Origin of the sequence: Bifidobacterium commune, assembly GCF_900094885.1 — a bacterium.
Taxonomy (GTDB): Bacteria; Actinomycetota; Actinomycetes; order Actinomycetales; family Bifidobacteriaceae; genus Bifidobacterium; species Bifidobacterium commune.
On record NZ_FMBL01000002.1, the window covers coordinates 246,987 to 260,515 of the forward strand.

At 55.7% G+C, this 13,529-nt stretch carries 9 protein-coding genes and 1 pseudogene; 1 reads left to right on the forward strand and 9 read right to left on the reverse strand.

Going from position 1 to position 13,529, the window contains the following annotated elements; genetic code table 11:
• Window positions 1–104 precede the first annotated feature (104 nt).
• On the forward strand, window positions 105–2,852 hold the full coding sequence (valS, locus tag GA0061077_RS04925; protein ID WP_091847829.1) for a valine--tRNA ligase: 2,748 nt from the start codon (window positions 105–107) through the stop codon (window positions 2,850–2,852).
• Between the two features lie 265 nt (window positions 2,853–3,117).
• On the opposite strand, the gene GA0061077_RS04930 is transcribed toward valS, so the two are convergent.
• The 9 genes and pseudogenes from GA0061077_RS04930 to GA0061077_RS07250 all read right to left on the reverse strand — a co-directional run.
• Entirely contained in the window at window positions 3,118–3,516 is a 399-nt protein-coding gene (locus tag GA0061077_RS04930; protein ID WP_091847830.1) for a chorismate mutase, read from the reverse strand.
• Window positions 3,517–3,613: 97 nt separating this feature from the next.
• Window positions 3,614–5,620 carry a transcription termination factor Rho gene (gene rho, locus GA0061077_RS04935; protein ID WP_091847831.1) on the reverse strand — a complete coding sequence of 669 codons (2,007 nt, stop codon included), beginning with the start codon at window positions 5,618–5,620 and terminating at the stop codon, window positions 3,614–3,616.
• A gap of 390 nt (window positions 5,621–6,010) precedes the next feature.
• Window positions 6,011–7,648 (reverse strand): NAD(P)/FAD-dependent oxidoreductase, encoded by a 1,638-nt coding sequence (locus GA0061077_RS04940; protein WP_091847832.1) that lies wholly within the window; start codon window positions 7,646–7,648, stop codon window positions 6,011–6,013.
• Between the two features lie 137 nt (window positions 7,649–7,785).
• Complete coding sequence (locus GA0061077_RS04945; protein WP_091847833.1) at window positions 7,786–8,100, reverse strand: DUF2469 domain-containing protein; 315 nt, start codon at window positions 8,098–8,100, stop codon at window positions 7,786–7,788.
• Window positions 8,097–9,317: a GNAT family N-acetyltransferase gene (locus tag GA0061077_RS04950; RefSeq protein ID WP_091847834.1), complete on the reverse strand. Its 1,221-nt coding sequence runs from the start codon at window positions 9,315–9,317 to the stop codon at window positions 8,097–8,099. The genes GA0061077_RS04945 and GA0061077_RS04950 overlap by 4 nt, the downstream gene beginning before the upstream one ends.
• 378 nt (window positions 9,318–9,695) lie before the next feature.
• Entirely contained in the window at window positions 9,696–11,195 is a 1,500-nt protein-coding gene (gene gatB / locus GA0061077_RS04955) for an Asp-tRNA(Asn)/Glu-tRNA(Gln) amidotransferase subunit GatB (RefSeq protein WP_091847835.1), read from the reverse strand.
• Between the two features lie 24 nt (window positions 11,196–11,219).
• On the reverse strand, window positions 11,220–12,758 hold the full coding sequence (gene gatA / locus GA0061077_RS04960) for an Asp-tRNA(Asn)/Glu-tRNA(Gln) amidotransferase subunit GatA (RefSeq protein ID WP_091847836.1): 1,539 nt from the start codon (window positions 12,756–12,758) through the stop codon (window positions 11,220–11,222).
• Entirely contained in the window at window positions 12,758–13,057 is a 300-nt protein-coding gene (gene gatC / locus GA0061077_RS04965; protein WP_091847837.1) for an Asp-tRNA(Asn)/Glu-tRNA(Gln) amidotransferase subunit GatC, read from the reverse strand. Before gatC ends, gatA begins: the two co-directional genes overlap by 1 nt.
• 203 nt (window positions 13,058–13,260) lie before the next feature.
• Window positions 13,261–13,512: pseudogene (locus tag GA0061077_RS07250) on the reverse strand (TrmH family RNA methyltransferase); the annotation flags it as partial.
• Between the last annotated feature and the right edge of the window lie 17 nt (window positions 13,513–13,529).

The following is a 13,529-nucleotide window of genomic DNA, read 5'->3' on the forward strand; positions in this document are numbered from 1 at the left end:
CCGATACGACCTTTTCTCATCGCTTCGTAGCACGATTTCTTTTTCGTCCGTATCAGTGAGCAACCCTTCGTTGATGTCACTGTTTCTTTCTAACATTGGGTCTTATGACTGATCAGGACAATAGCACTATCAACGCAAGCCTTTCACCGCTCCCCGACAGAGTCGGCGTGGACGGCCTGGAAGACAAATGGCGCACCGAATGGGACGGCGACGGCACCTACCATTTTGACATCCCGCGCGACGGAAACGGTGAACCGGACCGCAAGGCCGTTTACTCCATCGACACCCCGCCTCCCACCGTTTCCGGTAGCCTGCACGTAGGTCATGTTTTCTCTTATACCCACACCGATGTCATCGCCCGTTACGAGCGCATGAAGGGCAAGCACGTCTTCTACCCAATGGGTTGGGACGACAACGGTCTGCCCACCGAACGCCGTGTGCAGAACTACTACGGTGTGCGCGTGGATACCTCGTTGAAGTACGATCCTGATTTCAAGCCGCCGTTTGAGGGAACGCAAGGCAAGAAACTGGACGCTCGCGACCAGGTGCCGGTGAGCCGTAAGAACTTCGTTGAGCTGTGCGAACGGTTGACCAAGGAAGACGAAAAGCTGTTCGAGGAGCTGTGGCGCTCCTTGGGCATGTCCATCGACTGGCGTCAGACCTACAACACCATCGGCAAGATGCCGCAGCGTGTGGCTCAGAAGGCGTTCCTGCGCAACCTTGCACGCGGCGAGGCCTATCAGAAGGATGCGCCCGGCCTGTGGGACGTCACCTTCCAGACCGCAGTGGCACAGGCTGAGCTGGAAAGCCGAGAATACGACGGCTTCTACCATCGAATCGCATTCCGCTTCGAGGACGGCACGCCTCTGTACATCGAGACCACGCGTCCCGAATTGCTGCCCGCCTGCGGCGCTCTGATCGCCAACCCTGACGACGAACGCTACCAAAAGTACTTTGGCGAGTATGTCTACTCACCACTGTTCAAGGTGAAGGTTCCGGTTCTCGCCCACCCCGCCGCCGAAATGGACAAGGGCGCGGGCATCGCGATGTGCTGCACCTTCGGAGACCAGACCGATATCGAATGGTGGCGTGATCTGAGCCTGCCTACCCGTCCGATCATCCAACGCAACGGCCGTATCATCGCGGACGTGCCGGATTGGATTACCGACGAAAGCGGCAAGGCCATCTTCGAAGAAATGGAAAGCAAAACCACCTTCTCTGCTCGCAAGGTCGTCGTAGATTACCTGCGCGAATCCGGCGACTTGGATGGCGAACCGAAGCCGACCAAACGTATGACGAACTTCTATGAAAAGGGTGACAAACCGCTTGAAATCGTGACTTCACGCCAGTGGTACATCAAGAACGGCGGCACCGACATGAAGCTTCGCGCAGAACTGTTGGAACGCGGCAAGGAACTGCAATTCCACCCAGATTTCATGCGCGTGCGCTATGAGAACTGGGTCAACGGCCTCAACGGCGATTGGTTGATTTCACGCCAACGCTTCTTCGGCGTCCCCTTCCCGCTGTGGTATCCGATCGACGCGAACGGCGAGACGGATTACAACCATCCGATCACCCCTTCGGAGGATCGCCTGCCGATCGACCCGACCAACGACACTCCCGAAGGCTTCTCGGAAGACCAGCGCGATGTGCCCGGCGGATTCACGGCCGAGCAAGACATCATGGACACCTGGGCCACTTCCTCGCTTACTCCGCAAATTGTCACGCACTGGGAAGAGCCCGATCAGGGAAGCAAGGATCTGTTCAAGGCCACGTTCCCGATGGATCTGCGCCCGCAAGGCCAGGACATCATCCGCACATGGCTCTTCAGCACAGTCGATCGCGCACAGCTTGAGAACAAGTGCCTGCCATGGGAGCATGCCGCGCTTTCGGGCTGGATTCTCGATCCCGACCACAAGAAGATGTCGAAATCCAAGGGCAACGTGGTCGTACCAAAGGAACCGATAGACAAGTACGGTGCCGACGCAGTGCGATACTGGGCCGCTTCCGCCAAGCTCGGTCTAGACGCCACCTATGACGAGGGACAGATGAAGATCGGCCGTCGTCTTGCAATCAAGCTGCTCAACGCCACCAAGTTCGCTCTAGCCATCGGCCGTGAAGACGAGAACCATCACGTCGGTTCCGCTGCAAACATCGCTTGGAATCCGGCGGACGTCACCGAGCCGCTCGACCGCGCGGTGATGAAGCGTCTGGCTTCCGTCGTTCGCGAGGCGACCGCTTCGATGGACGCATACGAGCATTCCAAGGCTCTCGAAACCATCGAAACCTTCTTCTGGCAGTTCTGCGACGATTACATTGAGCTGGTGAAGAACCGCGCTTACGGCACCGCCGATTCCACCGACCAGCCCCCTTCAGAGGCGGCCGTGAAGTCCGCCCGCACCACGCTGGGCTTGGGACTCGAGGCCTTTGCACGTCTCTTCGCGCCGTATCTGCCGTTCGCCACCGAAGAGGTCTGGCACTGGATGCACGCTGGAGAAGGTTCGGTCCACACCGCCGCTTGGCCGACAGCCGACCTATATAAGGCTGCGGCAGCGGATGCCGACCCGAACACGCTCATTTGGGCCGGCAAGGCATTGGCTGAGCTTCGCGGTTTGAAGTCGCAGGCCAAAGTTTCCATGAAAACGCCGATTCTCAAGGCAACCCTGAACGCGTCGGAAGCCGGCAAGAAGGCCGTCGAATCAAGCTTAATCGACATCGCAGAAGCAGGCAAGGTCACCGGTCCGCTTACAGTCGCACTCGACGAGTCGAGTGACACCAGCGACGGTGATATCACCGTCAAGGTCAGCGATTCCGAGCTCGGCGAACCTCCGGCCAAGAAGCCCAAGAACTAATGGGCTACGCCGCAAGGCACATAACGAGATAAAGAAGGGACTGCACTGATTGAAAGTGCAGCCCCTTCTTTTGTTTATCGTGTGCGTAGCAATCTATCGTTCCACGCCAGCACTGCCTTCATCTTCAGAAGGCATTAGGCTCGGCCATCCAAGTCGGCAGGAAAACTACAGACAGCTTCACACAGATCCATCAGTATCCCGACCTAGGATGCAAACCCATTGCCAGATGCAGTGCCAGATTCCCTACCAGACCCAACGCAAGTCCTCAGCAACCGGACTTGGCACCGGCCCTGGCGATGCACTGATGACGTCTCTTGACCTCGGTGACGACGAATTGCAGGTAGTGCTCTTCGACGCTTGGATCAAGGCCGGCATTGACGGCCACCTCGTTGAGGCGTGCGGCCTGGCGCTGTTCGCGCTCTCGATCTTCAGGGGCGAATCCAGCCTGAGCTTTGAGCTTTCCCACTTCCGCGGTGTATTTAAAGCGTTCAGCGAGCAGTGATACGATCGCCGCATCAACGTTATCTATTGATTGACGCAGCTCTGTAATCCGCTCGACTGCCTGCGCCACCCTCGGATTGGCCCGAGCCTGAGCATCGTCAATCGCGGTGTTGCACCAGTCGTCACTGCTTGACACGTCGCTGGTTTCAGAAAAATCGGTCATGTCTTCACCTTACGACAAGACCCCACCATTAAACGACGAAGCGGCACCCGTCCGAAGTCGGATGCCGTTGAACGAACGTCAGGTCGTCAGAACGGAATCAGCTGTTGCCGTTCTGTTTGATGATGGCTTGAAGGAAGTCGCGGTTTGTCGCCGTCTTCTTCAAACGCGGCACGATGGTCTGGTAGGCTTGTTCAGCCTCAAGACCGCCCAGCAGACGACGAAGACGATAAATGACCGCCAGCTCGTCGTTCTGGGTGATGAGTTCCTCGCGACGCGTGCCGGACGCATTGATATCGATGGCCGGGAAGAGACGCTTGTTCGCCAGATCACGCGAAAGACGCAGTTCCATGTTGCCGGTACCCTTGAACTCTTCGAAGATGACCTCGTCCATCTTCGACCCGGTTTCCACCAACGCCGAAGAGATGATAGTCAGCGAGCCGCCGTTTTCGATATTGCGGGCCGCACCGAAGAACTTCTTGGGCGGGTAGAGCGCCTGGGCATCCACACCACCGGAAAGCACACGACCAGAGGCCGGAGCGGCGATGTTGTAGGCACGGGCGAGACGGGTCATGGAATCGAGTAGCACAACCACGTCCTGACCGAGTTCCACCAGACGTTTGGCGCGTTCAATCGCGAGTTCGGCAACGGTGGTGTGATCGGAAGCGGGCCGATCGAACGTGGAGGAAATCACCTCACCCTGGACGGTACGCTCCATATCGGTGACTTCCTCAGGGCGTTCGTCCACAAGCACCATCATCAGGTGCACCTCGGGATTGTTGGCTGCTATGGCATTGGCAATGTTCTGCAGGGTAATCGTCTTGCCTGCCTTGGGCGGGGAAACGATCAAGCCGCGCTGACCCTTGCCGATCGGCGCCACCAGATCGATGAGTCTGCCGATAATCTTGTTCGGCGTGGTTTCCTGCTTGAGCCGTTCCTGCGGATAAAGCGGCGTCAGCTTGGAGAACTGCGGGCGATTGGCGGCCTCTTCAACACTCATACCGTTGACGGTGTCAATGGACTGGAGCGGGACGAACTTCTGACGCTGGTTACGACGGTCTCCCTCACGAGGCTCACGGATGTAACCCTGCACCGCATCACCCTTGCGCAGACCATATTTGCGAATCTGACCCATCGAGACATACACATCATTCGACCCCGGCAGATAACCCGAAGTACGGATGAACGCATAGGAATCAAGCACGTCGACGATGCCGGCGACAGGAACCATTCCTTCCCTGGACTCACCGCGATGCTCACGCACCTCGCCCGCACTGGCCCTGACGTTGTCATTATCGTAGCGACCATTGCGCTCATTACGGTTATCGCGGTCCTTGTGGTCATAATTGCGATCACGCCCACGAACCCTGCGCTGATGACGATCGTTGTTATCCTCGTGATTGTACCGGTCGTTATTGCGACGAGAATGGCGTGCGAAATCACGGTGAGGCTCTTCTCCCTTGGCCTCTTTTATCTCGTCCGAAGCAACTTCCTCTTCATCGGGGACAGGCAGCAAAGCGAGTATGTCATCCAGATCGCGAATCTCACTGGACGTGGTATCTGCATCAGACTTCTGATCGGAGTGCCGCATACGACGACGGGTATGTATCTCATTGTCTCCGGATTCACGCTCATCGCGACCAAAGCCAGCGGAAGATTTGGCTCCACGGCGCACCGGCTCTTCGTCCTCGAACAACGGTGCGTCCTCAGCATGGACCTGATTGCCCAACATTTGTTCAACGTCCACTTCATCAGAAGGAAGCTGGATGGAGTGAGCTGCGTTTTTCTCCTGTTTTGCCGAATTTCCCGATGCATTGTTCATCGATCCGGAAACCGACCTTCTGCCGTTATTCGATTCCTTTGCAGAAGATTGCATGGACCTTTTTTCAGCGCCATTCGTTGTCGCGGAAGCTTGGGACGAGGCCGATGCGGACTGAGGCGTGCCAACTGTGACACCACTGGGTGCCTGCCCTCCACTTCTTGCGGCTTGGAGGGTGGCGATTAATTCCGGTTTACGCATCACTGACGTACCGCGAAGCCCCATTTGTTTGGCGAGCGTTTTAAGCTCAGGCAGCTTCATGTCCTCAATATTCTGGCTTGTTGCCACTATAGTGTTGCCTTTCCTTGACTTCCAATAACTTTGTTTGGGAGTTTAATGAAAAAGATGCGGAATACCTAAACCGCTGATGAATACTCGATGTCACCGAGTAATTCCCGAATGGCATCCAGCTTACCTCCGGCCCGTGACCTTCACGACACGATATGTGTATTGTACAGAGGTTTACATGACGGACAACGCGACCTCGAACACGAACGAACGTGTCAAATCGAGCAACAAATCACCATCGTTTATCGGAAATCGCTCATCGAGCTTTGGACGGCACTTGCTATAGTCCGTAGACACTTGCACGACCACGCAAGAACATATGCAGCAACGCAAAAGCGGGCGGCCATCAAGACCGCCCGTCTCAAACGCGAGAACACTGAACGCTAATGCTTACTTTACCTCATGGTAAGACTTCTCTGTATTGACGGACCACACGTTTTTCTTGTCTGCTCGGCCGGTACTGATGTTGTCGACGGCCTCCATCGCGCTGACCATCGAATGATCCTGGTTGTTGTAACGATGCTGACCATTACGACCCACGCAGTACAGATTGCCGAAGGAATCGAGGTAATCTATGAGTTCCGGCATCTGGTCGTAGGTGTCGAAGTAGGCGGGATATGCCTTCTTTACATGTTCACGATGCGAATCAAGAACGTCCTGGGATCCGTTGATCACGCGCATGCGCGTTAGTTCCTTAATGGCGAACTCGGTCGCTTCCTCATCGGAAAGGTTCCAGAACTCGTCGCCTTCCTCGCAGAAATACTCCAAACCGACCCACACCGTATCGTCCACATCCTTGACGAGATAAGGGCTCCAGTTGTTGAAAATCTGAATACGCCCGACCTTATAGCCCGGATCCTGCACGTAAATCCAGCAATCGGGGACAATCGGCGGATTGCCTAACGTCTTCATGTCGGTCGTGTTCTCAAGTCGCAGATGCTTCACCAGAAGACCCACAGTAACGAAGTCACGGTACGGCAGACCGTTGGCGATGCGCTTCATTTCCGCTGGAACAACCTCGGAGGAAGCGGAACCCTTCTCCTTGTTGTCTTCCTGCGCAGCATCATCGATGGCGTTGACCAAATCCTTGACCGGCATGGATGAAATAAAATCGTCCGCCTCAAGTTCAACGCGCTTACCGTCGGCATCCTCATAAATCACACTGGCAATGCCGCCATCGGCCTTCTGTCGAAGTTCGACCACGTTTGCATCGGTGATGACCTTGCCACCATTGTTAAGAACCTGGCTCTCAACAATCTCCCAAAGCTGGCCTGGGCCGAGCTTGGGATACCAGAACTCCTCGATGAGCGAAGTCTCGACATCCTTGGAATCACGCTTTTTTGGCATCATCTTCTGCACAGCGTTCTTCAGAACGCTGATTACGCTCAGACCACGCACGCGCTGCGCTCCCCAGTCCGCCGAAATCTTGGACGGGGTACGTCCCCATACCTTGGCCGTATACCCTTCGAAGAACATCGAATAAAGCTGACGACCGAACCTGTTGATGTAGAAGTTCTCCAAGTTGTCTTCAGGCAGCTTGTGGACCATCGACCATAGGTAGCTGAACCCGGCCTTCATCGTCAACTTGAAGCCCAACGCCTTGAACAGCGACGGCGAAAGCGAAATCGGATAATCCAGGAAATGCTGGTTCCAGAAAATACGCGAGACACGATGACGCTTGAGCATCACCACATCCGTCTTCTCCGGATCCGGTCCGCCGGCCTCAAGATCGTGGTGGCGACCAAGTTTCTTGTCGTCGTACGAAGGCGCACCCTGAAGCGGCATGATGTTCTTCCACCAGTCCATCACGCGGTCGTCCTTTGAGAAGAAGCGGTGCCCACCGATATCCATGCGATTACCGTTATGCTTCACCGTGCGGCTGATACCACCAAACTCACGGGTCGCTTCCAAGACCGTAACATCATATTTTGCGGCGCCGCCGTCCTTGACCAGTTCCCAAGCCGCTGTCAGACCGGCGGGACCGCCACCGATAATCACCACAGATTTCTTATCCGCAGCCACAGCCATACATTACCTCCGAAAATCCATGCTTTTAAAGTCTATCTGCCCTATAACCAAATCCTCACCAGTCTACAAGCAGATGCAAACAGCACATATTTACAGCTAAAACATGCACGAATCATGTGCATGTTTCTTAAAAATCATCATGTCAACGAATCAGGAATATCAATGTCCGTTTTCTGAACTTCCTCAACGTTGACGTCCTTGAACGTGACAATACGCACATTCTTGACAAAACGCGAGGAACGGTAAACGTCCCATACCCAGGCATCCGTAAGCTGAACATCAAAATAAACATCCTGACCCGCGGAACGCACGTTGAAATCGACCTTGTTGGCCAAGTAGAAGCGGCGTTCGGTTTCCACCACATAGGTGAACAGCTTGATGACGTCGCGATATTCCTTGTACAGCGCCAGCTCGGAGTTCATTTCATAGTTATCGAGATCTTCAGCACTCACTGATTAGTACCTCCCGAAGTTTTCCTATCTGTCAGATCGCCGCCATCCATGCTGTTTTTGTTCTGTCCGGAATGACCCAGATTCCGCCACCAGGCCTTCTTGGATTTTTTACCTTGCTCATCGGAATATGGCCACAGGTTCTGCAAGCCATTCTCCGATTGCTGTTCGTCATTGTTTTGCACCCGTGAAGATGCAACCGAAGACAATCTGAGCCCTTCAGAGCATTTCGAATCTGCATCGGCCACAGGGGAATCATGTCTGGCGGTATTGTCGGAAACAAATTCTGCGGTCGGGGTTTCAGCCGTTTGCTTCCCGTCCAATCCGGCACGAGGGGAAACCCCGTCAGACAGCCAAACTGTTTCATTGTCGACAGAGTCGGCACCCGCCTTCTCGCCACAACTGGCGTCGCTGCCTTCGGACGCATATTGTTTGATTTCAGTGGAATGCTCCGAGTCGATCATCGCCTCTTTGACGCCAGGATTGCCTTCGATGACATGCATACCGAAAGTATTGAGTGAACGAATTGGATCATATTCATCTGCAAGCGTATCGAGGATAATGAGGTCCTGATATTTGCCAATGGAAGCGTCCCACAACGAATCGCGGGAAGTTCCGGACTTGATGAAGCCCAGGGATTGATAGACCGAAAGGGTGCGGCTGCTTTTCTCCGGCACGGCGACCCAAATGCGGTGCATGCCCAGACCGACCGGCCCCTCGGCAAAACCGTATGTCATTACTCGGGGCATCGCATCTCGCGAATAGCCACGACCACGATAATCTTTGCCAAGCATCACCTGGATGCGAGCCGAACGCGCCCAGCCGTCGATATCGATGAGGAAAATCATACCGATGACATTTCCAGTCGATTCGGCATCGATTTTGCCATCCGCATCATGATCGGCATCCGTCATAATGGCCCAAGCCATCGTGCGCCTGGCCTCAGGATCACCCACTCCCGATTCGGAGGAGATACTGCCGTTCGTCCAAGCCACGGAACGTCGAATCCACTCCTGAACCAACGCGCGCTCTGATTGCTTGTCTTTGCCAGTGTCGCCAGAAGCGTTGAAGTAAGCATCAAGCTGATCCAGTTTGGAAATGTCGTCAAGGGTCGCAGGACGCAGATGCACCATCTCACCACGAATTTCCGGAATGACAACACGTTCCGGTAATTGCCGCGAAACATCTTCTTGTGCAGAAATTTCGGAGTTTTCAGACATAGTCACCACCCTCTACTGAGACACATCCGTTAACAGGATAGTGTATTAGACTGACTATGAACAGAACAGCAAAAACGTACGCAAACAGTGCATCTCATCCTTCAGAACCGTGAACGCTCCGCATGCGGCAAGTTGGCGGAGCTTGACTGCGTATCTGCTCGAACAACCTGCCCAGTCTCGAAAGGGTGCCGCATCAAGCCTACGAAAAACATCTTTCGAACCAAGTGAGTCATCATCAGGACATTGCTGCCGTCACAATTGTATCCGAATGCGGACCCATTCCAGATATCAAAGCGCGTAGGGGAACCTCGCGATTCCGCCTACGCGCTTATTGGTTCCCGGGAAAGTTCATCTGACTTTTCCGGGGGATTCAAGAAATCAGCCCTTGACCTTCTTTATGACCAAAGCACTTACCGCCTTGGCATCAGCCTGACCGTGGGTGGCGCGCATAACCGCACCGATAATGGCGCCCATCGGCTTCATGTTGCCGCTCTTTAGCTTCTCAGCGATTTCCGGATCGGCAGCCAGAGCATCGTCTACAGCCTTCTCGAGCGCACCGTCGTCGGAGACGACCTGATAGCCGTGCTTTTTCACGACCTCATCAGGTGTACCTTCGCCAGCGAGAACACCAGTGACGGTCTGCTTGGCGAGCTTGTCGTTGAGTTTGCCTTCGGCGACAAGCTTCTCAACCTCGGCTACATCCGCCGGAGTAATCGGCAACTCTTCAAGCGAAAGACCATGCTCGTTGGCCACTCGGGAAATCTCACCGAGCCACCATTTGCGGGCACCAGCGGCCGTAGCGCCGTCTTTGATGGTTTCCTCGACCAGATCAAGCGCGTCGGCATTGATGATGTCACGCATCTCGAGATCGCTGAACTTCCACTCTTCCTGCAGGCGGGCGCGGTGCTCACGCGGCATTTCCGGCATGGTTTTGGTGATTTCGTCGATGTGTTCCTGCGTGATGTGCAGCATGACCAAATCGGGATCCGGGAAGTAGCGGTAGTCGTTCGCATCGGACTTGACGCGGCCACCGGCCGTGGTCTGCGTAGCCTCGTCCCAGTGACGGGTCTCCTGCAGAACCTCTCCGCCTTCGTCCAGAAGTGCGGCCTGACGGCGAATCTCGTACTGCAACGTTTTCTTGATGCCGCGGAACGAGTTGACGTTCTTGGTTTCACTGCGGGTGCCCAGCTTTGTCTCGCCCTTTTTGCGCAGCGAGATGTTGACGTCGGCACGCATGTTGCCCTGCTCCATCCGACCGTGCGAAATGCCCAGGGCGCGCACGATGTCACGGAGGGTGCGCATGTAGGCATCCGCGATCTCCGGAGCCCTCTCCCCCGCACCTTCCACAGGCTTGGTGACGATTTCGATCAGCGGAACGCCGGCACGGTTGTAGTCGACCAACGAATGGTCTGCGCCTTCGATGCGGCCGTCGGAACCACCCACGTGGGTGTTCTTGCCGGCGTCATCCTCGATGTGGGCGCGTTCAATCGGAACGCGGAACACCGTGCCATCCTCAAGATCGACGTCGAGATAGCCGTTGCCGTTGGTGGGCTTGTCAAACTGCGAAATCTGATAGTCACGAGGCATATCCGGGTAGAAGTAGTTCTTACGTGCGAACTGGCTCCACTCGTTGATCTCGCAATGCAATGCCAAACCCAGCTTAATCGCGAAATCGACGGCGGTCTTGTTGACCACCGGTAAGCTTCCGGGCAACCCGAGGCTCACGGGTGTCAGCTCGGTGTTCGGATCGGCTCCGAACTCCTCATGAGCAGGGCAGAACAGCTTGGTCTGCGTGCAGAGCTCGACGTGGGTTTCCAAACCGAATACCGGGTCAAATTCCTTGACGGCATCGGAATACTTCATCAATTTTTCAGACATGATTTTATGCTCCTTGCCGTCCGATTACTTTGCGTTGCCGAGCCACGGGGTCTTGAGGCTTTGCCAGATCGGACCGCCCCACTGCTCCTCGAGAGCCGCTTCGAGAGCGGCCGCGGGCTTGTACATCTGCTCGTCATGCTTCTGCGGTGCCATGAACTGGAAGCCGACCGGCAGGCCGTCGTCGGAAAGACCCGCCGGGATGCTCATCGCCGGAATACCGGCCATGTTTGCGGGAATAGTAGCGATATCGCTCATATACATCGTGAGCGGGTCGTCCATCTTCTCGCCGAACTTGAAGGCGGTGGTCGGGGACGTGGGAGTGACCAGCACATCGGCCTTCTCGAACGCCTTGTTGAAGTCTTCGATAATCAGGGTGCGGACCTTCTGAGCCGAGCCGTACCATGCGTCGTAATAACCGGCCGAGAGTGCATAGATGCCGAGGATGATGCGGCGCTTGACCTCGTCGCCGAAACCGGCTTCGCGGGTGTAGGCCATCATGTTGGCGGCGGTCTGCGGCACACCTTCAGGCGGCATGACGCGGAGGCCATAGCGCATGCCATCGTAGCGGGCCAGGTTGGAGCTGACTTCGGAAGGCATGATGATGTAGTAGGCGGAAAGCGCATACTCGAGGTGTGGGCAATCTATTTCGACCACTTCGGCGCCCATGTCTTGCAGAAGCTTGACGGCCTCGTTAAAACGGGCTTCGATGCCGGGCTGATATCCATCGCCAGTGAACTGCTTGACAAGACCGACGCGCACACCCTTGAGATCGCGCTTGTAGCCTTCGCGGGCAGCGGCGGCGACCGGGGGGATGTCCATCGGAATCGAGGTCGAGTCACGCACGTCGTGGCCTCCGATGACTTCCTGAAGAAGTGCGGAATCGAGGACGGTGCGGGACACCGGACCAATCTGATCAAGTGAGCTCGCCATGGCGATGGCACCGAAACGGGAGACGCCGCCGTAGGTAGGTTTGACGCCGACCGTGCCAGTCATTGCACCCGGCTGACGAATCGAGCCGCCGGTATCGGTGCCGAGGGCGATCGGGGCTTCAAATCCTGCTACTGCGGAAGCCGAACCGCCTCCGGAACCACCGGGAACACGTGAGGTGTCCCAAGGATTATGCGTCGGGCCGAAAGCGGAATGTTCTGTTGAAGAACCCTGTGCGAACTCATCAAGGTTGGTCTTGCCAAGCAACGGCATTCCAGCGGCCTTGAGCTTGGTAATCACCGTGGCATCGTACGGCGGAATCCAGCCTTCGAGAATCTTAGAGGCCGCAGTGGTTTCGATGCCCTTGGTGACAATCATGTCCTTGATAGCAATCGGCACACCTGCCAGCTCCGGCAGATCTTCGGTTTCGCCGGCGGCATTTTTCTTGTCGAACGCATCAGCCTGCGCGCGGGCCTCATCAGCTGACACGTGGAGGAAGGCGTTGATTTCAGGCTCTGCGGCCTCGATGACGTTCAGTTCGGCATCGACCAGTTCACGGCTGGAAACTTCCTTGTTGCGAATCTTCTCCGCCATCTGTGCGGCGGTCAGTTTCACCAATTCGTTTGCTGCTGCCATCACTCTTCACCTCCAAGGATCTGCGGGGCCACGAACATACCGTTTTCGGTGGCTGGAGCGCTGGCGAGTGCTTCTTCGCGATCCAGCGGTTTCTGGGGAACATCGGGGCGCAGATAGGCCTCAAGCGGTATCGGATTAGCGGTGGGCTGCACGTCGTCGGATGCGACTTCCTGCACCTTATTGATGGAATCGGCGATGACGTTCAACTCGCCCTGCAAACGGGTTGCTTCCTCATCGGTAAGCGCAATTTGGGCAAGATGACCCAGATGCTCGACTGTTTCTCTTGTAAAAGTAGGCATAACCTTAACTATATGAGTCGTCTGTGACGTTCAGGCAACATATTCCAAGCGAGGACGAAAGGTCGTCAACCATCTTGAAAAACAGTGTCACAGCCAACTCTTAATCACGACAAATGACAACCACGTACGCAAACGCCACCTTATTCCACGATCCGCACTTCAGATTTAAGTAGTTTGCCTCAATGCATCCCGCGTCGACCAAATCAGTCAGCCAGATGCTGGGAAATCCAGCAGTGCATGGAGACCGCAGCGGCGGCACCGGCGTTGATCGAGCGAACTGAGCCGAACTGGGATATATAGACCACGTCATCTGCCAGTTCCAGAGCCTTTTGCGACAAGCCGGGACCTTCGGCTCCGAAGAGCATCAGGCAACGGTTTGGGAAACGGTAGGTTTCGATGGGAACCGCTCCCGGAATGATGTCAAGCGCAACGATGCGCGAGGTCTTGGCGTCATCGATGATCTTTTGCTGAT

Coding starts and splice junctions, on each gene's coding strand:
- GA0061077_RS04940 (WP_091847832.1), bottom strand. CDS start 7,648: ATGGCTGTGGCTGCGGATAAGAAATCTGTGGTGATTATCGGTGGCGGT.
- valS (WP_091847829.1), top strand. CDS start 105: ATGACTGATCAGGACAATAGCACTATCAACGCAAGCCTTTCACCGCTC.
- gatB (WP_091847835.1), bottom strand. CDS start 11,195: ATGTCTGAAAAATTGATGAAGTATTCCGATGCCGTCAAGGAATTTGAC.
- gatC (WP_091847837.1), bottom strand. CDS start 13,057: ATGCCTACTTTTACAAGAGAAACAGTCGAGCATCTGGGTCATCTTGCC.
- GA0061077_RS04930 (WP_091847830.1), bottom strand. CDS start 3,516: ATGACCGATTTTTCTGAAACCAGCGACGTGTCAAGCAGTGACGACTGG.
- GA0061077_RS04950 (WP_091847834.1), bottom strand. CDS start 9,317: ATGTCTGAAAACTCCGAAATTTCTGCACAAGAAGATGTTTCGCGGCAA.
- gatA (WP_091847836.1), bottom strand. CDS start 12,758: ATGGCAGCAGCAAACGAATTGGTGAAACTGACCGCCGCACAGATGGCG.